This window comes from Bacillus bruguierae (genome assembly GCF_037104725.1).
GTDB classification, from domain to species: domain Bacteria; phylum Bacillota; class Bacilli; order Bacillales; family Bacillaceae_G; genus Bacillus_A; species Bacillus_A bruguierae.
The window spans coordinates 260,536-281,655 of the sequence record NZ_JBAWSX010000002.1 but is presented as its reverse complement, the minus strand read 5'-3'; the positions used below and the strand labels follow the sequence as shown (position 1 = coordinate 281,655).

The 21,120-nt window shown below is 36.3% G+C and carries 22 protein-coding genes and 1 pseudogene; 2 read left to right on the top strand and 21 right to left on the bottom strand.

Translation table 11 applies throughout. The features are described from left to right. Nucleotides 1–171: 171 nt before the first annotated feature. Entirely contained in the window at nt 172–1,053 is an 882-nt protein-coding gene (locus WAZ07_RS05575; RefSeq protein WP_336471646.1) for a YitT family protein, read from the top strand. A gap of 440 nt (nt 1,054–1,493) precedes the next feature. Further along, nucleotides 1,494–2,189 (top strand): hypothetical protein, encoded by a 696-nt coding sequence (locus WAZ07_RS05570; protein WP_336471645.1) that lies wholly within the window; start codon nt 1,494–1,496, stop codon nt 2,187–2,189. Between the two features lie 228 nt (nt 2,190–2,417). Here the strand turns inward: WAZ07_RS05570 and WAZ07_RS05565 are convergent, their stop codons facing one another. The 21 genes and pseudogenes from WAZ07_RS05565 to WAZ07_RS05465 all read right to left on the bottom strand — a co-directional run bounded on the left by WAZ07_RS05565 (nt 2,418) and on the right by WAZ07_RS05465 (nt 21,102). Beyond that, nucleotides 2,418–3,068 carry a uracil-DNA glycosylase gene (locus tag WAZ07_RS05565; protein ID WP_396546629.1) on the bottom strand — a complete coding sequence of 217 codons (651 nt, stop codon included), beginning with the start codon at nt 3,066–3,068 and terminating at the stop codon, nt 2,418–2,420. A gap of 79 nt (nt 3,069–3,147) precedes the next feature. Continuing rightward, the gene (locus WAZ07_RS05560) at nt 3,148–3,831 is read right to left on the bottom strand and encodes a zinc metallopeptidase (RefSeq protein WP_090912533.1); all 684 of its coding nucleotides are present in this window, start codon (nt 3,829–3,831) and stop codon (nt 3,148–3,150) included. A gap of 120 nt (nt 3,832–3,951) precedes the next feature. Further along, complete coding sequence (gene ypjB, locus WAZ07_RS05555; protein WP_336471644.1) at nt 3,952–4,734, bottom strand: sporulation protein YpjB; 783 nt, start codon at nt 4,732–4,734, stop codon at nt 3,952–3,954. A gap of 232 nt (nt 4,735–4,966) precedes the next feature. Then, nucleotides 4,967–6,091, bottom strand: a complete 1,125-nt coding sequence (locus WAZ07_RS05550; protein WP_336471643.1) for an RNA-guided endonuclease InsQ/TnpB family protein — start codon at nt 6,089–6,091, stop codon at nt 4,967–4,969. A gap of 15 nt (nt 6,092–6,106) precedes the next feature. Beyond that, nucleotides 6,107–6,238: pseudogene (locus WAZ07_RS05545) on the bottom strand (transposase); the annotation flags it as partial. Nucleotides 6,239–6,408: 170 nt separating this feature from the next. After that, nucleotides 6,409–7,095: a TIGR01906 family membrane protein gene (locus WAZ07_RS05540; protein WP_336471642.1), complete on the bottom strand. Its 687-nt coding sequence runs from the start codon at nt 7,093–7,095 to the stop codon at nt 6,409–6,411. Nucleotides 7,096–7,275: 180 nt separating this feature from the next. Next, nucleotides 7,276–7,866 (bottom strand): lipoprotein heptaprenylglyceryl N-acetyltransferase LhaT, encoded by a 591-nt coding sequence (lhaT, locus tag WAZ07_RS05535; protein WP_336471641.1) that lies wholly within the window; start codon nt 7,864–7,866, stop codon nt 7,276–7,278. Nucleotides 7,867–8,070: 204 nt separating this feature from the next. Continuing rightward, a complete protein-coding gene (locus tag WAZ07_RS05530; RefSeq protein ID WP_336471640.1) occupies nt 8,071–8,838 on the bottom strand; it encodes a menaquinol-cytochrome c reductase cytochrome b/c subunit in 768 nt (255 codons plus the stop codon). 51 nt (nt 8,839–8,889) lie between these two features. Further along, entirely contained in the window at nt 8,890–9,564 is a 675-nt protein-coding gene (qcrB, locus tag WAZ07_RS05525) for a menaquinol-cytochrome c reductase cytochrome b subunit (protein WP_020059592.1), read from the bottom strand. Beyond that, a complete protein-coding gene (gene qcrA, locus WAZ07_RS05520; RefSeq protein WP_090912543.1) occupies nt 9,565–10,077 on the bottom strand; it encodes a menaquinol-cytochrome c reductase iron-sulfur subunit in 513 nt (170 codons plus the stop codon). It lies immediately after the preceding gene. 140 nt (nt 10,078–10,217) lie between these two features. Beyond that, nucleotides 10,218–10,676, bottom strand: coding sequence for a YpiF family protein (locus WAZ07_RS05515; RefSeq protein WP_090912545.1), 459 nt, complete (start codon nt 10,674–10,676; stop codon nt 10,218–10,220). A gap of 213 nt (nt 10,677–10,889) precedes the next feature. Next, a complete protein-coding gene (locus tag WAZ07_RS05510) occupies nt 10,890–11,426 on the bottom strand; it encodes a ReoY family proteolytic degradation factor (RefSeq protein WP_090912547.1) in 537 nt (178 codons plus the stop codon). 72 nt (nt 11,427–11,498) lie between these two features. Continuing rightward, the gene (locus WAZ07_RS05505) at nt 11,499–12,761 is read right to left on the bottom strand and encodes a tetratricopeptide repeat protein (protein ID WP_336471639.1); all 1,263 of its coding nucleotides are present in this window, start codon (nt 12,759–12,761) and stop codon (nt 11,499–11,501) included. A 110-nt stretch (nt 12,762–12,871) separates the two neighbouring features. After that, complete coding sequence (gene aroA, locus WAZ07_RS05500; protein ID WP_336471809.1) at nt 12,872–14,161, bottom strand: 3-phosphoshikimate 1-carboxyvinyltransferase; 1,290 nt, start codon at nt 14,159–14,161, stop codon at nt 12,872–12,874. A gap of 113 nt (nt 14,162–14,274) precedes the next feature. Then, the gene (gene hisC / locus WAZ07_RS05495; RefSeq protein ID WP_336471638.1) at nt 14,275–15,387 is read right to left on the bottom strand and encodes a histidinol-phosphate transaminase; all 1,113 of its coding nucleotides are present in this window, start codon (nt 15,385–15,387) and stop codon (nt 14,275–14,277) included. 20 nt (nt 15,388–15,407) lie between these two features. Next, nucleotides 15,408–15,764: a chorismate mutase gene (aroH, locus tag WAZ07_RS05490; protein ID WP_090912555.1), complete on the bottom strand. Its 357-nt coding sequence runs from the start codon at nt 15,762–15,764 to the stop codon at nt 15,408–15,410. Next, on the bottom strand, nt 15,761–16,852 hold the full coding sequence (gene aroB / locus WAZ07_RS05485) for a 3-dehydroquinate synthase (RefSeq protein ID WP_336471637.1): 1,092 nt from the start codon (nt 16,850–16,852) through the stop codon (nt 15,761–15,763). The genes aroH and aroB overlap by 4 nt, the downstream gene beginning before the upstream one ends. Continuing rightward, the gene (gene aroC / locus WAZ07_RS05480; protein WP_336471636.1) at nt 16,852–18,024 is read right to left on the bottom strand and encodes a chorismate synthase; all 1,173 of its coding nucleotides are present in this window, start codon (nt 18,022–18,024) and stop codon (nt 16,852–16,854) included. Before aroC ends, aroB begins: the two co-directional genes overlap by 1 nt. A gap of 671 nt (nt 18,025–18,695) precedes the next feature. Next, nucleotides 18,696–19,142: a nucleoside-diphosphate kinase gene (gene ndk, locus WAZ07_RS05475; protein ID WP_336471635.1), complete on the bottom strand. Its 447-nt coding sequence runs from the start codon at nt 19,140–19,142 to the stop codon at nt 18,696–18,698. A gap of 122 nt (nt 19,143–19,264) precedes the next feature. Next, a complete protein-coding gene (gene hepT, locus WAZ07_RS05470; protein WP_336471634.1) occupies nt 19,265–20,227 on the bottom strand; it encodes a heptaprenyl diphosphate synthase component II in 963 nt (320 codons plus the stop codon). Between the two features lie 167 nt (nt 20,228–20,394). Then, nucleotides 20,395–21,102: a demethylmenaquinone methyltransferase gene (locus WAZ07_RS05465; RefSeq protein WP_336471633.1), complete on the bottom strand. Its 708-nt coding sequence runs from the start codon at nt 21,100–21,102 to the stop codon at nt 20,395–20,397. Nucleotides 21,103–21,120 lie beyond the last annotated feature (18 nt).

Genomic DNA, 21,120 nt, shown 5'->3' with positions numbered 1-21,120 from the left:
GCTTATTTATCGCATTTTTGAGGATACTGATTCCCTTCTGACTTTGAAAGGACGATTCCCTCTTTCTCCATGCTTACTATGTGTGAAGTTTTCTTGCCAATTTTTCTATATATTACGTATACTATCCATAAGAACAAGCTAAGATCATTACTACATACTAGGGGGATTCGCATGAAATTAAATTTAAAAATTGAAAACATTCTTTTCATTCTAGTTGGTTCTGCTATTTTCTCATTTGGCATCGTCAATATTAATATTGAAAACCATTTAGCAGAAGGCGGTTTTACTGGGATTACATTGCTGCTTTACTTTCTATTTTCACTGGATCCTTCCTATACAAACTTGCTCTTAAATATACCAATCTTTTTTATCGGTTGGAAAATGCTCGGTCGTACAACATTTTTGTACACATTAATTGGGACGTTTAGTGTTTCATTATTTCTTTGGGTTTTCCAGCGTTATGATGCGTTAAATTTACATTTAAACTTACAAAATGATATGACACTTGCCGCTTTGTTTGCTGGTTTATTTATCGGGGTTGGATTAGGGATTATTTTCAAGTATGGCGGCACAACAGGTGGTGTTGATATTATTGCACGGTTAGCACATAAATATATCGGCTGGAGTATGGGAAAAACGATGTTTATGTTTGATGCCGTTGTCATTATTTTATCAATCCTTACATATTTATCATACCGAGAAGGAATGTATACATTAGTTGCTGTCTTTATCGGTGCAAAAGTCATTGATTTTATGCAAGAAGGAGCCTACGCTGCAAAAGGAGCAACAATTATATCTGAGAAAAATGATGAAATTGCCGAAAAAATTTTATCAGAGATGGACCGCGGAGCAACTTTCTTAAAAGGAATCGGTACATATACAAAAATGGAACGACACGTTTTATATTGCGTGGTTGCAAAAAATGAAATTGTAAAACTGAAAAGTATTATTACATCTGTTGATCCTCATGCTTTCGTTGCAGTAAGTGACGTACATGACGTAGTTGGTGAAGGATTTACGCTGGATGAGAATAAAAATCCGTTACATAATTAATGAAGAAGATTCTTCGAAATCGCTCATTTTTTTCTAAACAAAAGACAAGAAAAGCTTTCGAATATGAGAGCTTTTCTTGTCTTTTTGAATTTTAAAAGAAAAATTTTGTTTTTTGTTATCCTAAAAAGCCTTCATTGAGTTACTTTACCCGTCGTATTTTTAGAATTCTTATGATTTCAAAAACTAATTATTACTATATTGAACTATTTTTTTATTGCATTATATTTCCTGGAGATTATATATTAAGTTAGGGAGTGGGACTATTTGACTACTGAGACTCTTATGTTATCAAGTAAAGAAATATATGTATTAACTAGTATGTTTAATCATGAAACAATGATTGGAATCATGATAGCAAACAGGATTCGGTAAAAGGTCGAATTAAATCTGGAATCGAAATTATATTAGATAAAATCTTTTAATTTTCTTGGGAGATGAATATGGAAAAATATCACGGAAAAAGCACAGAACAAATTATTCAAACATTGATGCCCTTTAGTGTTAGATCAAGTATCATTATGGTGTGGGTTGTTATTAACTTTATGATCTCAACACCATTTTTATTTCCTCCGACCTTTACCATATATTTATATATAATTTTACCTTTTCTTTTGATATCTAATATATGGGGTATTTGGGTATTTTTTTATAAACCACATGAGTTAAGATTAGTACATATATTATATAATGGATTCATGGGAGCAACTTTTTCTTTTGGAAGTTTTATAGTGATTCAAAAGTTTGCTTATACTTTTATTAAGATTGAAACACCGCTTTTTTTTATTGTTACTTTTTCGCTTTACATTTTTACAATTTATAAACTAATCTCTCTTGGGATAACAAGTTTTTTAAGACGATTAAACAATGAAGAAACAAACAACATAAAAATTTCTCCAATTGTTTATTTTTCAGGACTAGGATATATTATTGGACAGATATGTATAGGTTCATTATCGCAAAATGGTTTAGCAATCCTCTTAATTTTAGTCTTTTCTTTATTGGCTGTTGTGTTTGGTATATATGGTGTATATCTTTATTTTTATTTTGACCTAAAAAAGCAACAAAACAAGTTAGATTCCTTTAATTCTCAACGTAAAACAAATACTAAACTTACAAGAAAAGAAAGAAGACAATAATATTGGATTATGAAACAATAGCATAACGATAAAGGAGATAGCTTAACATATAAATGCCAATAAAAAAACCAACACCCCCCTCTCTTTTTAGGGGGAGAGAGCATCTGGCCGTGCATAGAAGCGGCCAGAGCCTTTTCCTGCCACATGCCATGTTTTAAAAAAAGGAGAAAGTGAATGTAGATTCTATTGTATTTTGCATAGTAGCGACTTAGATATCGAAAAATGAAACTAAATATGCTCCCTCAACTTTTCTAAATCCTCATAAATCAAATCCAATAAACTGCGATTATAAAAAATGGAAGCGGGGTGAAATGTCGGGAAAATTGTATAGGTTTTCTCTGTCCACGTATAGGTTGTGCTATTAGGATCTGCTAGTCGCCGAACAGGTTGCGTAAACATTTGACCATGCATCTCTGACACCTTTTTGTCTGAACCAGCTAAACGTTTTAGTGCAATGTTTCCTAGTGTAACAATAATAGGTGCATGAATATGCTCAATTTCGTAATCTAAAATCGAAGCATGAGCAAGTATTTCCTGCTGATTTGGCGTACGATTATATTTACGCTTCACGATTTCTCCGTTCCGTTCTCGTTTCTCCCCCCATTTATATGGCCGGCTACGCACTGCACTCGTAATGTATACTTCTTCTCTTGTTACATTAATCCGTTTTAAAAAATCCATAAGCTGCTTACCAGCTCTTCCGCTAAAAGGTATCCCGTTATGAATTTCTGTTTCACCCGGCGCTTCTCCTACAAGCATCATTTTGGGATTTTGTGGTCCTTGTCCATATAAAAAGCCTTCAACAGGATAGGGAGACATTCGCTCTCTCGCTTGCTTTACTAATAGCTCTGGATATTTCATGTTTATCACCTCTTGCATGTTATACTTTCATCTTTTATCCTGTTATAATCATGAAAACAAAAATACAAAATAAAAAGGCTATCAAATTCGATAGCCTTTAATCATCATTACGTTGCATTCCTGTATAAATTAATACAAGACGAAGCAGTTCAAATACTGCAACGGCCGCTGCTGCGACATACGTAAGAGCTGCTGCATTTAATACTTTACGAGCTTGACCATATTCATCCGTTGTTACAATACCAAGCGCTTCAATTTGCTTCATTGCCCGTTTTGATGCATCAAATTCAACTGGTAATGTAACAAGCTGGAATAATACCCCGCCTGCTATCAAAATAATTCCTAATAACAACAAATTTGCCATATGCGCAAACATACCAATCATAATAAAAACCCACGACATGTTTGAGCCAAAATTTGCGACAGGAACAAGTGCATGACGGAAACGCATAAAGTTATAATCTTTTGCATCTTGAATCGCATGCCCAACTTCGTGTGCAGCTACCGCTGTACCAGCAACAGAATGACTATAATAGTTGTTCGTCGATAAACGAACTGTTTTCGATCTTGGGTCATAGTGGTCCGATAAATGCCCTGGCGTTTCTTCTACCGCTACATTGTACAAACCATTCTCATCTAAAATCTTACGAGCCACTTCCGCTCCGGTCATACCAGAAGTTGAATACACTTGTGAGTATTTACTATATGCGCTGCGTACTCTAGATTGTGCATACATCGGTATGATCATGATGATAGCAAAGTAAATCAAGTAAAAACCCATCATGAACCTCCCATAAAATTTTGTTGTATAGTAATAACCATTCTATTTTCTTCCCATAACATTGTCAACAAAGAAACCTTACAACATCGTTTCTATATTTCACTTCGTTTGAAAACAAACTTATCTATTTTTTGAATGCAGTGTACTTTTTTGTTTCTCTTTTTCCCCTTTATATTTTCTCCAACCAACATACGTTAATGTAAAAATAATAATACCTCCTGTTACAGTCATAAACCATATAAGCGAAGAATCTATCTCATCCTTTTTCGCCGTGCGAAAAATTTTCTTCATGTCATCTTTTATAATCTTCACTTGTGTTTGGCCGCTCTTATTTCGGATCATCATATGACGAAATTCATCTAGATACGACAAATGAGAATTCACACGTTGCAACTGTTCCTCCGGTAAGGCAATCATTAAACTTGGATAAATAATATCAAATTCGTGCAAAAATACATTTAATGCTTGTTGAAAACGATCATGTTCTTCCTTTTGCATTGCATTTTCCATTTTTCCAAATGTACTCATTATATTTTCTTCCCGTTCCATCCAAAGCGGCTGATATTCTGATATTTCAGCATCTAACACAAGGCGAAGTGCGAGCACATCATCTATTTTAATTTGTTTATCAGTTCCTTGTCCTTCTAATGATTGTAATGCTCTATCATAAGCAAGAGAAATCACGCGAATATGCTCCGGTGCTATTTTCTTTTTTTGATTGACCGTTAAAAATTGCTTTGAAAAATATGTTAACAGTTGCGTCGCTTTGTCATACTCTTCTTGTTTTACAAATAGGAGCGAGTCATCTAATAATCCATTTAGCTCATTCCATGTAGCTGCATATATCCGAATAGGAAACAATATAAACATAAACGCTATGATTCCAGCTAATACTTTTTTCATTCTTGTCCCCCCTATAGCTTCTAGTTCAATATATGAACTAGTGGACAAGAATAGACCTTGAACCTATCCCAAGTGAATAACCCCTCCTTATCCACCTTACGGCCTGATTGAAGAAGGGGCTTCCTGTTTCATAGACCATTGCGTAGTGGGGGGAACCCACTACGTCTTACACAATCTCCACAGGCGTAGATTATACTGTTCGGACATAACCTTGCCCTACAGTTTGTAGACTTTAGTTTGTGATAAGCAGTTCTTCTAATCCTTTTTGTAGGATGTTCAGGCTCGCATTATAGTCTCTATCTAATATCATTCCGCACTTTGTACAAATGTGAGTACGAATAGATAGAGACTTCTTTACACGATTCCCACAAACAGAACAGTCTTGTGAAGTATATTTTGGTTCTACTTTGATGAGTACACCGCCATGATTTTCACATTTGTAAGCAAGCATGTTTCGAAACATACCCCATCCCGCATCAGAAATAGACTTCGATAATTTTCTGTTTCTAACCATGTTACGAATGTTCAGATTTTCTACAACGATAACGGAATACTCTTTCGCAAGATTGTAACTAAGTTTATGAAGAAAATCCCTGCGCTGGTTCGCCACTTTTTCATGTAGCTTGCGAACACGCTCGGCCTGTTTTATGAAGTTAGCAGAACCTTTTTTCTTCTTAGAAAGTTTTCGCTGTGCTTTCTTTAGTTGTTTTTCTTTTTCACAGAGAAATCTAGGGTTTTCAAACTCTGAACCATTAGAAAGAACGGCATACTTATGTAATCCCACGTCAATACCAATCGTACGATTGGTATCGATATCAGATGGTGCCACTTGTCTTTCGACACAGAAAATAGCGTACCATCTTTTCCCTTGGCGTTTGAGAATCAGTTGCTTGATTATTCCTTCGAGTGGTCTGTGGATTAGGATATCTATTTCTCCTAGCTTTGTATTGTATAATTTACCGTTATCAGAGAAGGACATGGCATAACGATGCTTTTCGTTTCGTTTGAATCCGAATTGTGGAAACGTCATACTATTGTAGTCTTTATATTTTTTCTGTTTTGGATATTTTGCATCTTTACGAAAGAAATGATCAAATGCTTTTTTCAGACGTGCAAAAACTTCTTGTAGCGGCTGAGAAGGCATTTCTTTTAGAAAAGGATACGTCTTCTTGTCCAATGTAAGTTGTCTTTGCATATCATAACGATCGTAATTTTCTTTGTTTTGCTTATATTTCCGTTCTTTGTCTAGCAAGGCAGAATTGTAGGTTTGACGACAATATTGTAGCCAACGGTCTAACACTTCTTTTTGCGCTTCTGTTGGAAAGATTTCATATTTTTGATTCAACAACATTGTCATCACCCCCCGCTAGTTTTATCCTTGTGTTTCGATGTATTGTCTTAGAACTTTTAATAGTGCACCGCCTACAGTCAGCAAACAATAACTTTGAGACCAAAAATATTCTTTACATACATTCTATCTAATTTGAAAAAATTCCTTTTTCATTCCTTTGGCTTATGCCAATCAAAATTCATCCCCTCCCTACTCATTAGGCTTCGCTCTTCTCATTCCTTGAGGAAGGGGAATTCTTTTGGAAATATGTTAAAGTGAGAGGTTTATGTTATCAAACAAAAGTTAATATACAATATTTCCCATAGTTTCTTGGTAATTTTATTTTAGCTGTTGTAACCTCCTACATGCAATTCTCTCTTTTTCATAAAAAAACGATATAGAAAATAACAACAAGCACTCCCAAATAAAATAAGTAATAAAATGATACAGGCAGCATGCATAAAGAATTGCTCTGGTAACATACGAATAATCGGATCAGTCTCTGGATCAAACAACCAATAATCGTTTTGAAAGAGAAGTTTATGAAAAAATACAAAACTCTTTTCAAAATTGATTGCGATTGGGAGTATGAGTACGATTGGAAATACAATTGTAAGAACCCCTGCATACAACAAAAACTTTTCCTTTTGTTTCCGTATAAGATAGACTCCCCCGCTAAAAGAGATACAAATACTTATATACATAGCATATTGAATTGCAACAAGAATATTTTTCACATCAACAAAATGAATTCTTCCCTTCTCGGACATATCTAAAGTTGGGAAATGTAATGGTTTATTATAAAAAGGAGAAAAATAAGTAATAAGCGCATTATAATTTTGAATAATTACTTCTTTTGTCATACTTGCTGTTTCAGGAATATTTAACATATCAATCTCTATGTAATAAATTTCTTTCCCATATACAACACACATGACTGCTATTGAAAAAATACAAAAGGCGATACAAAAAGGAACAATGCATAATAAAACTCCATTCCAAATTTTTGAATATACGCTATGTGAACTCATTCATCTTCCCCATTCCCTATTTTTTATTTATCCCGCTTTAACGGGCAGTAAGAACCCCACCTCAAGATACAAAGGGAAACAAAGAAGATAGTTGGGAGGGGTAACTGCCCATAAAAGCCCGATTGGTTCAACTAACCATCAGTAGGGGATAACCCGACCCCCACTGATAGAAGTTTCACTTTATAAAGAAAACGTTAGTCTTTTCTCTCTTAGACAAAAATAATATGTAGTAGCTAAAACAACGATACTAAGCCAAAATGTAAAATAGCCAATTTGTCGGTCATACATATACATGACACTGTATTTCGGCATTTGTCCCCATAAATAATCCACAACATCATTATGCAATGTCCATATAACTGCAATCATAAAATGCCAATATTTCATTCGATAAAATGGTGCGTATAAAAGTCCTTGTACAGCCATTGCAAGATGAAAAACAATGAGTATATATCCTTCTATTCCAATATAACCGGTTATAATAAGAGTTAATACATTTACTACAACTGCCCAAATCCCATATTTGACCAATGTCACAACTGCTAACGCTTCCATTAGACCCCAATTTTTCTTTTGTATAAACGCAATTAATACAAAAACAAAAAACAAACTTGCAGTCGGACTATCTGGAACAAACGGCCAAAAAATAGCCGGCGTTTCTATCAATTGGCTTTTATACCAAATGTATCCGTAAATCGTCCCCAAAATATTAATAATAAGCAAAAGCCATAGAAAAGAACGTTGTCTTAATAACAAATATATAAACGCCAAAATGTAAATACCTCAACTTTCCAAAAATGAACATCACTTTGATGCATGAATCGTAACAAGAATGCATCGGGCTACAATCCCACACTGATAAAAGTTTTACTTTATTATAGCAAATTCCTTGCTCAAAATAGAAAAACTGACTACAAAGTTGTAGTCAGTTTTTCTATTTTGAACAGTAAGACCCCCACTAATGGAAGTTTCACTTTATTTTTTGTTATATTTCTCAATAAATGCCGATAGTTTCTTCAACTCTTCATCTGTTCCTTTAAAAACACCTTTTGGCATTGAACCTTTTCCATCTTTTGCAATTTTCGCAATTTCTTCTGGCTTTAATGTCAAGTTTTGCAATGCTGGTGCAGCTGCTCCCCCTTGCAAGTTTTCACCGTGACATGTTAAACATGTATTTTTTTGCATAATTTTATAACCGTCATCATTCTTATCAACTTGTACTGTTTTTACAATTGCACCTTGCTTTTTCGCTGCTGCCCAGTCATGCGTAGCAACAGATTCCCACGTTAGGAAAACGATGGATGCCAACGCTAAAAGCATAAATCCTGTTGCAACTGGACGTTTAAACGGACCGCGTTCTGGCCCCCGGTCAAGAAATGGAGCAAGTAATAATGCGCCAAATGCGATGCCTGGCATAATAAATGCGCCAATGACCGTATACGGACCAGATGCATAAGAATACTTTAATAATTGATAAAGAAATAAGAAATACCAATCTGGAAGTGGTATATATCCTGTATCTGTAGGATCTGCAATTCTTTCTAGTGGCGATGGATGCGCTACCGTCAAACAAAGATAACCAATTAAAAAGACGGCACCAACCATCCACTCTTTTAATAAAAAGTTTGGCCAAAATGCTTCTGTTTTGCCTGGATATTCTGAATAATCTTTCGGAATATTCGGTTTTCTAACAGCAGGTACTCGAGAATCTCCGACAAACTTCATCCCTTTGCCGCGATGCATAGTCTCCCTCCTTTAATTATGTTCTGTTCTCCCTTTAAATCAAATAACATCTTATAGTGGACCAGAAATACCTTGTTTGCGAATCATGATGAAGTGAACTGCCATTAATCCTAGAAGTGCAGCTGGCAAGAAGAATACGTGAATAGCAAAGAAGCGAGTTAATGTTTGGGCACCGACAATTTCGGAGTGGCCGGCAAGCAACGTTTTTACATAAGGTCCAATAAGTGGTGTTTGTTCTGCAATTTGAATCCCTACTTTTGTTGCAAATAATGCCTTCATATCCCATGGTAATAAATATCCTGTAAAACCTAATCCTAACATAACAAAGAAAATAAGAACTCCGACAATCCAGTTTAATTCACGAGGCTTTTTATAAGCACCTTGAAAGAAAACTCGAAGTGTATGTAAAAACATCATCACGATAACGAGACTCGCTCCCCAGTGATGCATACCGCGAACAATTTGTCCATATGCCACTTCATTTTGTAAGTAATAGACAGATTCCCACGCATTTTTAATATCTGGTACATAATACATTGTCAAAAACATTCCTGATAAAATTTGAATGACAGTTACAAAAAATGTAAGACCACCAAAACAGTAAACAAAGGCAGAAAAGTGATGCGCTGGGTTTACATGTTCCGGCACTTCATGGTCTGCAATATCGCGCCACAAAGGCGTAATATCAAGCCGTTCATCTACCCAATCATAAATTTTATTTAACATCTACTTTGCACCCCCTTGTGGCTTCGCTTTACCTAAATAAAGCGTTCCATCTTTCACCTTTGACTCATACACATCAAGCGGCGCAAGTGGTGGTGTTCCCTTTACGTTCTTTCCGTCTTTCGTATAACGCCCCCCGTGACACGGACAATAAAATTGATTTGGATGTGACTTGTCCGAATTCCAGTTTACTGTACATCCTAAATGCTTACAAATTGGAGAGAATGCTACAATGTCTCCGCTTTCCTCTTTGTGTACCCACGCTGACTTTGGTTCTTCTGATTTATACCAACCGTCAACTTGTTTTACCTTAAAATCGAAGCGTTTCGGTTCAGCCGTAATATCTTTCACTTGCGCGACTGCAACCATCTCCCCCCCTGCTTCTTTCCTTAGAACTGGGTCAAGCGCAAAACGCGTCATCGGCATTAAAATCCCTGCCGCCATAAATCCTCCTACACCGGTAAGAGTGTAGTTTAAAAACTGTCTTCTTGACACCCTATGTTCTCTCTCACTCACGAAAATTTCCCCCCTCTATCAGAAATTGTCCCCCGTGAAAAATTGAAATAAAAGATAAAGACTAGGACACTATCATGATATAATACCCTACTACATTGGTCAATATCATACTAATCCCAATTATTAAAACCTTCTATTAATTATTTATTTTCCCATTTTTCAGTTAATATTTCCATAATATTTTTTATTTGCGCATGAATTATTTCTCTTTTCGCTTGATCACTGAGCTGTTCTAGCGGTAGTGCTGGTAGGCAAAATAATTGTTCTGTTAAGTCGTATTCAAATTCTTTCCAAGAAAAGTCACCCGTAATTAACGCAATATGCTGCAAACCTCTCTCTTTTAAATAGTTCGTCCAATCAAGTAGACGTTGCCTCTCATTTGCACACGCTCCTTCTACATACGTAAATGCTGGTAATAAGAATACTCTACCTTTATACTCCCTCTCTAGCTCTCTAGTTAAAGCTGAAATAAATTCTCCTTCTACAGCAGCTGCTTTCATTTCCTTTTCAAATGAAATTGAAAGCAGCGGTATAATTCCTGTATCAATATATTCTCTTGTTTTTTCGTATTGTACTACATCTGCTACAGCCCATTGCACACTCAGCAGCCCCCTTTTCCTCTTATTCCTACTCTAACAAACTATATGACTTATATGTTAAAAAATTGAAATGAAAACATATGATTACAAAACAGTTTACTTTATTTCTATTAAACCATACAGATAAAGGTAAAAAAAGAAAAACCATCTATAAAAGACGGTTTTTCTTTGGAATAGTCTAAAAATTGTCAAAATTAACTTTCACAGAGAAGTTTATAAGCGTTTTAACTCGCCTGTTAACCTGCGAAATGCTTCTTCATCTTGAGTATCAAGTGCCTCGTCAATTCGTTTCAAAAGTCGTTCTTTCCGAAATGAATATACACTTTCCTCTAAGAATCGCTCTGCTAATAAACGATCTTTTTCATTTACTTCGATATTCTTCGGTAAATATGGATTTTCTTCTAACACCGCAACATAGTTCGCATTTTGAAAAGATGACTTGAAGTTAAGCTGAATATAAATATCTTCATCTCTGTTTAAGCGAATATCATGAAAGGATTTTTCCGCATCAGTCGTCATTACATTTTGTTTATAAAAATGAAACGGTAAATCTTTCACACAATTTGCTGACATCACCAGTCCACGCGGACAATATTTCGCATGCTCTACAAAATGCACCTTATCCATTAATTGATCGTGACTCATTAAATAATTTAAAATCCAAACACATTCTCGCTGTTTCAGTTGATAATTATTTAAAAACCATTTTACGAAATCTTTCTTTTCGTTCACAGAAACAGGGGTATTCATCGCACTTAATCCCTCCTCTGCCCTTCTTTTTTCTTTTTACATTCAAGAAGCAGCATTAAGTTTCCTTCCAACTTAAGAAAAATCTTCTAAATTATATAATAATTCTTCGATATGCGTTTGCGTTGGATCTAGTTGTAATAAACGTATAAATACTTCTTTCGCCTCTTTTCGCAATCCCTCTTCTAACAAGAAGTAGCCGTACTCCTCTAAGAAGTCTGGATGATTCTTAAAAGAAGTATATGCACTTTGGTAATGTTTTAATGCATCTGAATACAATTCTAATTGTTTTTTCGCATAAGCAATATCCCAAAGTAATTGCGTGTCCATTTCTCCGTTATCAATAGCTTTTTCTACAACAGTAATAATCTCTTCATACCTTTCTTCTTCCTTTAAGATGTATGAATATTTTAATGTAGCACCTAGATGTGCAGGATCAAGCTCTAACGCTTTTTTTAGCGCATCTTCCGCTTCATTTCTTCTCCCTAGTTTCACTGCAATGTTAGCAAATTCTACATAAAACGGTATCGATAATTCATCAATTTTTATTCCTTCTTGAAGCGTTTCATAACTCTCCTGAAGCATTCCTTCTTTTTCATAGCATTTCGCCAAATACATATATAAAGAGGCATACTCTGGATCTAACTCTTTTAATTCTTCCCATACACTGATTGCTCTTTGATACTGTTCTCCTTGATATAGCGTAAACGCAAATCCAAATAAGGAATGAATGTCCTTCTGTTCTTCTAAACCTTCCTCATAGTAAGAAATCGCTTCATCCCATTGCCCAAGTGCACTTAAATTTTCAGCTAAACGAAGCGGAACAACGACACCGCCCATCACTTTGTGTTCTGGAAGTAATGATTCATAATATGGAATTGCTTTACTATCTTCTCCTTTACTGCTATACAATTCGCCAAGTCCGAAAGCAACTACTGGCTCATCTGGCATCATCATTTTCGCTTTTAATAATTTTTGTTCCGCTACTTCATCAAAACCTTGCATTTGATATAAATCAGATGCAAGTAATAGAGATTGAACATATAATTCATCATTCTCTGGAATATCGTGAAGTACTTCAATCGCTTCATCTTCTTTATCTAAATCAATATATAACTCTGCTAAAAATAGCGTAAATTCACTTTCTTCTGGATATAGCAAACGTAGATCTTCTGTTATTTCTAGCGCTTGATCTATAAATCCTAGTGTATAGTAATAACGAGCAATATCATACTTTTCTTCATCCGTACTTTGTTTTACTTGTTCTGCTAATAGTTGTAACCCTTTCTCTACTTCCCCATTTTCAATATATGTAACAGCTTGTTCAAACTTTTGCATAACTCGCTCCTTTAAATAAATACTTATGTAAATTCCATAATAAACAACTGCTTCTGTGTAATCAACCGTGATGATGACGAAAAGAACCTTCTCAAAAAGAAAAGATTCTTTTAGCTTTTTAGCATGTGTAACTGTTGAAAGAAATTTGGATATGACACAGCTACCGCCTCACTATTTTCAATGATAACTTCTCCATCTGCTATACACGCTGCAATTCCTAACATCATACCAATCCGATGGTCCCCATAACTATTTACCACATTTCCGTGTAATTGCATTTTACCACGCACAATCATACCATCTTCTGTCGCTTCAATATTTGCTCCTAATTTCTTCAATTCATTAACAACTGTATCAATACGATTCGTTTCTTTTACTTTTAATTCCTCTGCATCCTTAATTACAGTTATCCCTTCAGCTTGCGTTGCTAACAATGCTATAATTGGAATTTCATCAATGAGTCTTGGGATAAGCGTACCACCAATCTCTATCCCTCTTAGCTGTGAGGTTTCAACTGTAATATCACCGCATGGTTCAAACTCTTCATTCCGAATATTATCTATAAACAAATTGGCACCCATTTGGGATAGTACATCAAGAATCCCCGTTCTTGTTGGATTTAATCCTACATTTTTCAGGACAATTTTACTATTTGGTACAATCGCACCTGCCGCTAAGAAAAAGGCAGCTGAAGAAATATCTCCTGGCACCTCAACATTTGCGCTAGAGAGCGTTTGTTCACCCTGTAATGATACAGTTAATCCGTCAACAGTAACATCGCAACCAAATGCACGTAACATACGCTCTGTATGATCACGAGATTGTAATGGTTCTGTCACAGTTGTCACGCCTTTCCCTTGTAGTCCTGCAAGGAGAACAGCTGATTTCACTTGCGCACTTGCTACAGGAGAAGAATAATGCATACCTTTTATATTCCCTCCTCGAATCGAAAGAGGCGTAAACTGTCCATCTTCTCTTCCATCGATTTTAGCACCCATTTGACGAAGGGGTTCTGTAACACGTTTCATCGGACGTTTTCCAATTGAAGCATCTCCAATAACTGTACAATGAAACGGTGCATTTGCAAGTATACCAAGCATTAACCGAATTGTCGTTCCTGAATTCCCAACATCTAGTACTTCTGTTGGTTCTACTAATCCTTGTAATCCTTTTCCATATACAGTGACATCGGTACCATTTTGTTCAATCGTGATGCCTAACTTTTGAAAACAAGCAATTGTACTTAAGCAATCTTCACCTTGAAGAAAATTTGTAATCCTTGTTACCCCTTCTGCAATCGCCCCAAACATGACAGCACGATGCGAAATGGACTTATCTCCAGGAACAAAAATCGTTCCGTTTAATCCATTCTTAAGCTTTGTTAATCGTTTCACCTCTATCACCTCTATATCATGTACAATTATGTATTTGTTTCTTTATTGTACTTCTTTCCTTCTTCTTTACGCAAATAAGATGAAAGAAACGACTCCTAGTCATGGAGCCGTTTCTTTTCTTATGAATATGTTTCTTCTTTTTTCACGTTCTCCTCTATAAGTTCAGTAAGCACTTCTATAATTTCTGCATTCTCTTCTTTCGTTCCAACTGTAATACGAATACCATTCGGTAAACCGAGTGGTCCACCAGAACGAACGATGTATCCTTTTTGCAATAACCTTTCAAATACTTCATCACCTGAGAGTCCAAGATCTAAAAAGATAAAATTCGTCTGTGATGGATAATAAAATACTTGATACTTCTCACAAAAATCATAATATTGCTGTAATCCTTCATTATTCACTGTCACACACTCTTGTAAAAACGCTCGATCTTCAATAGCAGCTTGCGCAACTACCTGTGCAATTGATGACGTATTAAATGGTAATCTAGCAATTTCTAACGAACGCATTAACTTTTCATTTCCGACTGCATAACCAATGCGGAATGACGCTAATCCGTATGCTTTTGAAAATGTGCGCAATACCATAAGATTTTCATATGTCTCTAGGAATGGTAATGTTTGCGGATAATCTCGCGCTCCAGCATACTCATAGTATGCTTCATCCATAATAACAAGTGTTGTTTTCGGAACTGCCTCTAAGAATGAAAGTAATTGTTTTTCTGCTACATATGTTCCGGTCGGATTATTTGGGTTACAAATCCATACAATTCGCGTATGCTCATCAACTTGCGCAAGCATTGCCTCTAAATCATGTGTACCATCTTTTAAAGGCACTTCACGTACTTCCGCTTTTTCAATTACGGCATGATGACGATATTGTGAAAATGTCGGCTTTGCCATAACAACATTTGTTCCTTCTTGTAAAAGAGCACGGCTAATCATTTGAATTACTTCATCTAAGCCGCTACCAAATAAAATTTGTTCTCCTTTTACACGAAGATGTGCTGCTAATTTTTCACGAAGAGCATACGCCCCGCCATCCGGATAGAGCGCATATTGCCCAGCTAACGATGCCAGCGCTTCATCTACACGTTTTGAACATCCAAATGGATTTTCATTTGACGCTAGTTTCACAATTTTAGATAGTCCATATTGTCTCTTTACTTCTTCAATATTTCTCCCTGGCACATACGCTTTGAGCGACAATAATTGCTCTTTTACTTTCATTCGAATTCCCCCTGTCATTTTTATAAATCAGGCCTTAGTTGTACCGCTTTCTCTAAATAGACATGCTGAATTTCATGCTGTCGTTTATTTGTCATAACCGTCATCATAACACGAATGCATTTCTCAAGAGCATCTGGTACTTCTATTTCTTGCATGCACATAACCGGTACATATGACCAGCCTTCAATACGTCTTAATGCAGCCGCTGGGAAACATGCATTTATATCTGCTGTTGTTGAAATGAGTACAGATACAATATCACTAGGCGAAATTCTATTATTCTTTGCTATTTCTTTCACTAAACGCTCTGTTGCAGTCAATATTTGTTCGCTTTCATTACAATTGACTGTAATCGCGCCGCGAATTGCGCGAATCAAATAGACTCCCCCTCTCTTTGAAATGCTTCTAAAGCCGTTCGGACGGTCTCATCTGAAATAGATACGACATCTACTACCCCAATCTCCTGCATAACAACCATACGAATTGTTCCACCGTTCGCTTTTTTGTCTTGTTTCATTACTTGAACAAGGCGGTTCACATCAAGTGTATTTGGCATACTTGGATAGCCATATGCCGTAAACCAACGCTTGATTTCCTTATATTGAAGGTCTTTTTCATATATTTGTTCACTTAAAAAGATAGCAAATAACATGCCAATCGCAACGCCATCACCATGTGTTATGTTTCCATATCCCATCTCTTTTTCAAGTGCATGTCCAAGTGTATGCCCAAAATTTAAGTGAGCACGAATACCTTTTTCAGTTTCATCCTCTGCTACAATTTTTGCCTTTACTGGAATCGCTCGTTGCAGTGTATAAATTAATCTATCATCTCTTAAATCAGTCAGCTGTTTCACTTCTTTACGAAGCCAATGATATAATTCTACATCTCCAATAAGCGAATGTTTAATGACCTCCCCAAAACCAGAGCGCCATTCTTTTTCTGAAAGCGAATTTAAAAACGGGGTATGATAAATCACCGCTTCTGGCTGATGAAATGCGCCAATCATATTTTTCCCAAGTGGATGATTAATTGCCACTTTCCCTCCAACTGCACTATCATGCGCAAGTAAAGTTGTTGGTATTTGGATAAATCGAATCCCTCTCATAAACGTCGCTGCAACAAACCCTGCTAAATCCCCAATCATCCCACCGCCAAGCGCAAGAATAAGCGAATGACGATCTAAACCTTTTTCAAGCGCAAACGTTTGAGCAGCATAATAATTTTCAAACGACTTTTCTTTCTCACCACTTGGAACCACAAATGAAAATACGTCTTTTTCTAACTGCAAAGTATTTATCACTTCGTCTAAATGAAATGATGCTACCGTTTCATCAGAAATCAGTAAAATATTCGAAACAGCTGGTTTCATATTTTCTATAAGCGTTGCTAGTTGTGATAATGCATCATTTCCGACATACACATTATATTGTTTAGAACTTGTTTGAATCTGTATTGTCTCCATTAAAACTCCCTCGCATATTCGTTATGTTTCTTTATATTTTCACGAATTAAATCGATGCGATCTGTTCCAAATTGTTTGATTACAGCTGCTGCAAGTTCCCAAGCTACAACGGCCTCTGCTACAACACTAGCTGCTGGCACTGCACAGCTATCTGAACGTTCAATACTTGCTTGAAACACTTCTTTCGTATCAATATCTATACTTTGCAACGGTTTATACAAAGTTGGAATTGGTTTCATAACCCCGCGAACAATAACTGGCATCCCAGTCGTCATACCGCCCTCTAATCCACCTGCGTTATTTGTACGTCTTGTATACCCATGATCCTTGTCCCATAAAATCTCGTCATGAACAAGGCTTCCAGGCTTATGAGCTGCTTCAAAACCAATTCCAATCTCCACACCTTTAAATGCATTAATACTCATGATCGCAGCTGCAAGTTTTGCATCTAATTTACAGTCGTAATGCACATAACTTCCGACACCAATCGGCATCCCTTCGACAACAACTTCAACGATTCCTCCGATAGAATCCCCGTTTGCTTTCGCATCATCAATTGCTTGCATCATTTTCTTTCCTGCATCTTCATCTAAACAACGAACAGGAGATGCCTCTGTAATCGTTTGTAGTTCTTCAGTAGAGGTATACGACTGCTTTTCTGCTTTTACTCCTCCAATTTCAATGACATGTCCTGCTACTTTTATCCCTAATTCTTCTAAAATACGCTTTGCAACAGCTCCAGCAGCAACACGAACCGTCGTTTCTCTAGCAGAAGATCGCTCTAATACATTTCGCATATCACGATGTCCATATTTAATTGCCCCGTTTAAATCTGCATGTCCTGGACGTGGTCGTGTAATTTGCCGTTTTATTTCTTTTGATTCTTCATCTGTTAACGGTTCTGCACCCATAATTTTTGTCCAATGTGCAAAATCACGATTTTCGACAACAAGCGTAATGGGTGCACCAATTGTATATCCATGGCGAACACCGCTTAAAATTTGAACTTGATCTTTTTCAATTTGCATGCGGCGTCCACGTCCGTAGCCTTTTTGTCTTCTTTCTAACTCCGTATTAATATCATTTGCTACTAAAGATAAACCTGCCGGAATCCCCTCTAATATTGTCGTTAGTTGCGGTCCGTGAGATTCACCAGCTGTTATATATCGCATCGGTTACTCCCCTTTACTTCAGTATTTATGTAACACTATATCATAACCTTTATTGTTTCGTAACTATATAAGTACGAATTGAAGAAACGACCTAAAAATCCTCTTTCTTCTTAGGGAGGACGAGAGCATCTGGCCGTGCATAGAAGCGATCAGGGCCTTTTCCTGCCACATGCGAGGTTTAAAACAAAGAGAGAAAGCAAGTAGCGGTCATGTTGTATTCTGCATAGCAGCGACTTATATGTTGAAAAATCAAAATGGATTTATATATATACAAATTGAAAACCGACATAAAAAACCCTTTCTTCTTAGGGGGACAAGAGCATCTGGCCATGCATAGAAGCGGTCAGGACCTTTTTCTGCCACATGCGAGGTTAAAAAAAAGAGAAAAAACAAGTGCAAGTTCCTTTTTGTTCTGCATGGCAGTGACTTATAAAGAGAAGCAGAGCCGACTGTTTAGGCCCGTTGGCTAAGGTTCTTTCACACAGAAGGTGCTTTTTATCTTCTCGTGTGGAAGGTTCTTAGACATGAAGGCTTAGGAGGCAGAGCTAGACAAAGATATTGAAACATCAAAATGAAATAAAAAAGCGCAAGAAGGAATGTGACCATCCTTTCTTGCGCCTTTTCCATTATATCTACTATTTTTAAAGCGATTACAAATTATTTCAAAATAATTAGTAAATCCACTCATTCATTACTCTAGAGTATTCAACTAGCTCTTCTTTTTTAAAGAAAATACCAATTTCACGTTCTGCACTTTCAAGAGAATCTGAACCGTGAATAATATTTTTTCCAACTGTTAGTCCAAAATCACCGCGAATTGTACCAGGTGCAGCTTCACTTGGTTTGGTTTTCCCCATCATATTACGAGCTGTTTCAACAACACCTTCACCTTGCCATACCATTGCAAAAACAGGTCCAGATGTAATGAAATCTACTAATTCGCCGAAGAATGGTTTTTCTTTATGTTCAGCGTAGTGCTCTCCAGCAATCTCTGATGTGATTTGCATAAGCTTAGCACCAACTAATTGAAAGCCCTTTCTTTCAAATCTAGCAACAACCTCCCCAATGATTGCACGCTGTACACCATCTGGTTTTACCATTAAGAACGTTTTTTCCATAATAAATCTCTCCACTTCTCATTATGTATATGATTGTATATCCCCAAACACATAGTATCACCCTTATCAGAATTGTGCAATAGTTTTGAAATGGAGAGATTATTATTTTTTTCGAAAAACATTTAAAATTTACGTTTTCCAATATACTTCGCAACATTTTGCAACGCCAGTTTTGCCTGTCCACGAGGCAACGGCTTAATAACTTCTAATGCCTTATGTAAATATCTTTCGCTAAATGCAAAAGCTCGATCAATTGCATCACTATTTTTGACTGCTTCAATAATTTCTTTCATTTCATCTGAAGACGTATTTTCATTTACGCAAATAATTCTCTCACGAAGTTTACGATCTTCCATTGCATATAAAGCAGGAAGTGTGATATTACCTTGTAATAAATCTCCACCCGCTGGCTTTCCAAGCTTTTCTTCTGTGGACACAAAATCTAAAATATCATCAATAATTTGATATGACATACCGACAAAGTACCCATACCAAAACAAACGATTTACAGTATCACGACAAGCTCCAGATGCAATTGCACCCAATTGACAGCTAGCTGCAATTAACAATGCTGTTTTCCGCTTTATACGGCGTAAATATGTTCGTAAATTTTGCCCAAAATCATACTTATCTTTAATTTGCTCAATTTCACCTTTACACACTTCAAGAATTGTATTTGATAATGCTTTATGCACTTCTGGATTTTCTAAATTTGTAATACATTCCAGAGACTTTGCAAATAAATAGTCACCTGTATACATTGCAATGCGATCACCCCAATTGGCATTTACAGTCGCACTTCCTCTTCTTAAAAGAGCGGCATCAATTACATCATCATGCACAAGAGAAGCCATATGGATAAGCTCTAATGCAACCGCAACATGTTTAATCACATCAAGCTTATAATCGCCGAATTTCCCTGCAAGCAAAACGAAAACAGGTCGGATTCGTTTTCCACCGGCCTCAATCAATTGCAACGCTGCTTCTTCCAGCAATTGTTGCTCAGAAGCAACAACCATTTTTAGTTCTTTCTCAATTTTACCAATATCCGATCGTAAAAAAGAATACATAAGTTGTAACTTCATATCGTTCACCTTAACCTAAAACTTCTTTTCTATTTTATCCCGCTCTAATCAATAACAAAACTTCCATCTTAAAATTATTAGAAAATAAAAAAGGAAGGTGGGAGATAACTTCTAATATGCTCCCGATTGCTGAAGGCTTTCCATCAACAAAGAATACATTCCCTCGTTTACTTCGGTTTATATCCTAAATGCATTGCTGCTACTCCAAAAGTAAACGGCTTTACTTGTACTTTTTCTAATCCAGCTTCTTCAAACATACGAGCCAATTCTTTCATCCCTGGAAATGTACTTGCAGATTCTTGTAGCCATGAATATTCTTTGTAACTTTTGGCAAATAACTTTCCAAATAACGGCATGATAAATTTAAAATATAACAAATAGCCTTGGCGGATTCCAATCATTGTCGGTTGAGATGTTTCTAAACAAATAACCTTTCCACCTGGTTTTACAACACGCGTCATTTCCTTTAAAACCTGCATATAATCTGGTACGTTCCGGAGCCCAAATCCAATTGTGATATAATCAAACATATTATCCTCAAATGGCAATTCCATCGCATTACCATGAAGTAATTCTACTTGATTTAATTGTAAAGCAGCCACTTTCTCTTTTCCAACAGAAAGCATATTTTTACTAAAATCTAATCCATATACCTTCCCGCTAGAACCGACTGCATCAGCAAGCCCAATCGTCCAGTCAGCCGTTCCACAACATACATCAAGCGCTATGCTGCCCGGTTGAACATCCATAATTCGCATTGTTTCTTTGCGCCATGCTTTATGTCTTTGAAAGCTAATAACCGAATTCATTACATCGTATTTATTATATATCTTCTCAAATACGTCATGTACTCTTTCTTCTTTTGATTGTTGCATGCTTTACCCTTCTTCCAA

Bases quoted from the DNA above. Each gene is read 5' to 3' on its own strand.
- WAZ07_RS05575 (WP_336471646.1), top strand. From the start codon at position 172: ATGAAATTAAATTTAAAAATTGAAAACATTCTTTTCATTCTAGTTGGT.
- WAZ07_RS05570 (WP_336471645.1), top strand. From the start codon at position 1,494: ATGGAAAAATATCACGGAAAAAGCACAGAACAAATTATTCAAACATTG.
- WAZ07_RS05565 (WP_396546629.1), bottom strand. From the start codon at position 3,068: ATGCAAGAGGTGATAAACATGAAATATCCAGAGCTATTAGTAAAGCAA.
- WAZ07_RS05560 (WP_090912533.1), bottom strand. From the start codon at position 3,831: ATGGGTTTTTACTTGATTTACTTTGCTATCATCATGATCATACCGATG.
- ypjB (WP_336471644.1), bottom strand. From the start codon at position 4,734: ATGAAAAAAGTATTAGCTGGAATCATAGCGTTTATGTTTATATTGTTT.
- WAZ07_RS05550 (WP_336471643.1), bottom strand. From the start codon at position 6,091: ATGACAATGTTGTTGAATCAAAAATATGAAATCTTTCCAACAGAAGCG.
- WAZ07_RS05540 (WP_336471642.1), bottom strand. From the start codon at position 7,095: ATGAGTTCACATAGCGTATATTCAAAAATTTGGAATGGAGTTTTATTA.
- WAZ07_RS05530 (WP_336471640.1), bottom strand. From the start codon at position 8,838: ATGCATCGCGGCAAAGGGATGAAGTTTGTCGGAGATTCTCGAGTACCT.
- qcrB (WP_020059592.1), bottom strand. From the start codon at position 9,564: ATGTTAAATAAAATTTATGATTGGGTAGATGAACGGCTTGATATTACG.
- WAZ07_RS05510 (WP_090912547.1), bottom strand. From the start codon at position 11,426: ATGAATACCCCTGTTTCTGTGAACGAAAAGAAAGATTTCGTAAAATGG.
- WAZ07_RS05505 (WP_336471639.1), bottom strand. From the start codon at position 12,761: ATGCAAAAGTTTGAACAAGCTGTTACATATATTGAAAATGGGGAAGTA.
- hisC (WP_336471638.1), bottom strand. From the start codon at position 15,387: ATGAAAGTAAAAGAGCAATTATTGTCGCTCAAAGCGTATGTGCCAGGG.
- aroB (WP_336471637.1), bottom strand. From the start codon at position 16,852: ATGGAGACAATACAGATTCAAACAAGTTCTAAACAATATAATGTGTAT.
- aroC (WP_336471636.1), bottom strand. From the start codon at position 18,024: ATGCGATATATAACAGCTGGTGAATCTCACGGACCGCAACTAACGACA.
- ndk (WP_336471635.1), bottom strand. From the start codon at position 19,142: ATGGAAAAAACGTTCTTAATGGTAAAACCAGATGGTGTACAGCGTGCA.
- hepT (WP_336471634.1), bottom strand. From the start codon at position 20,227: ATGAAGTTACAACTTATGTATTCTTTTTTACGATCGGATATTGGTAAA.
- WAZ07_RS05465 (WP_336471633.1), bottom strand. From the start codon at position 21,102: ATGCAACAATCAAAAGAAGAAAGAGTACATGACGTATTTGAGAAGATA.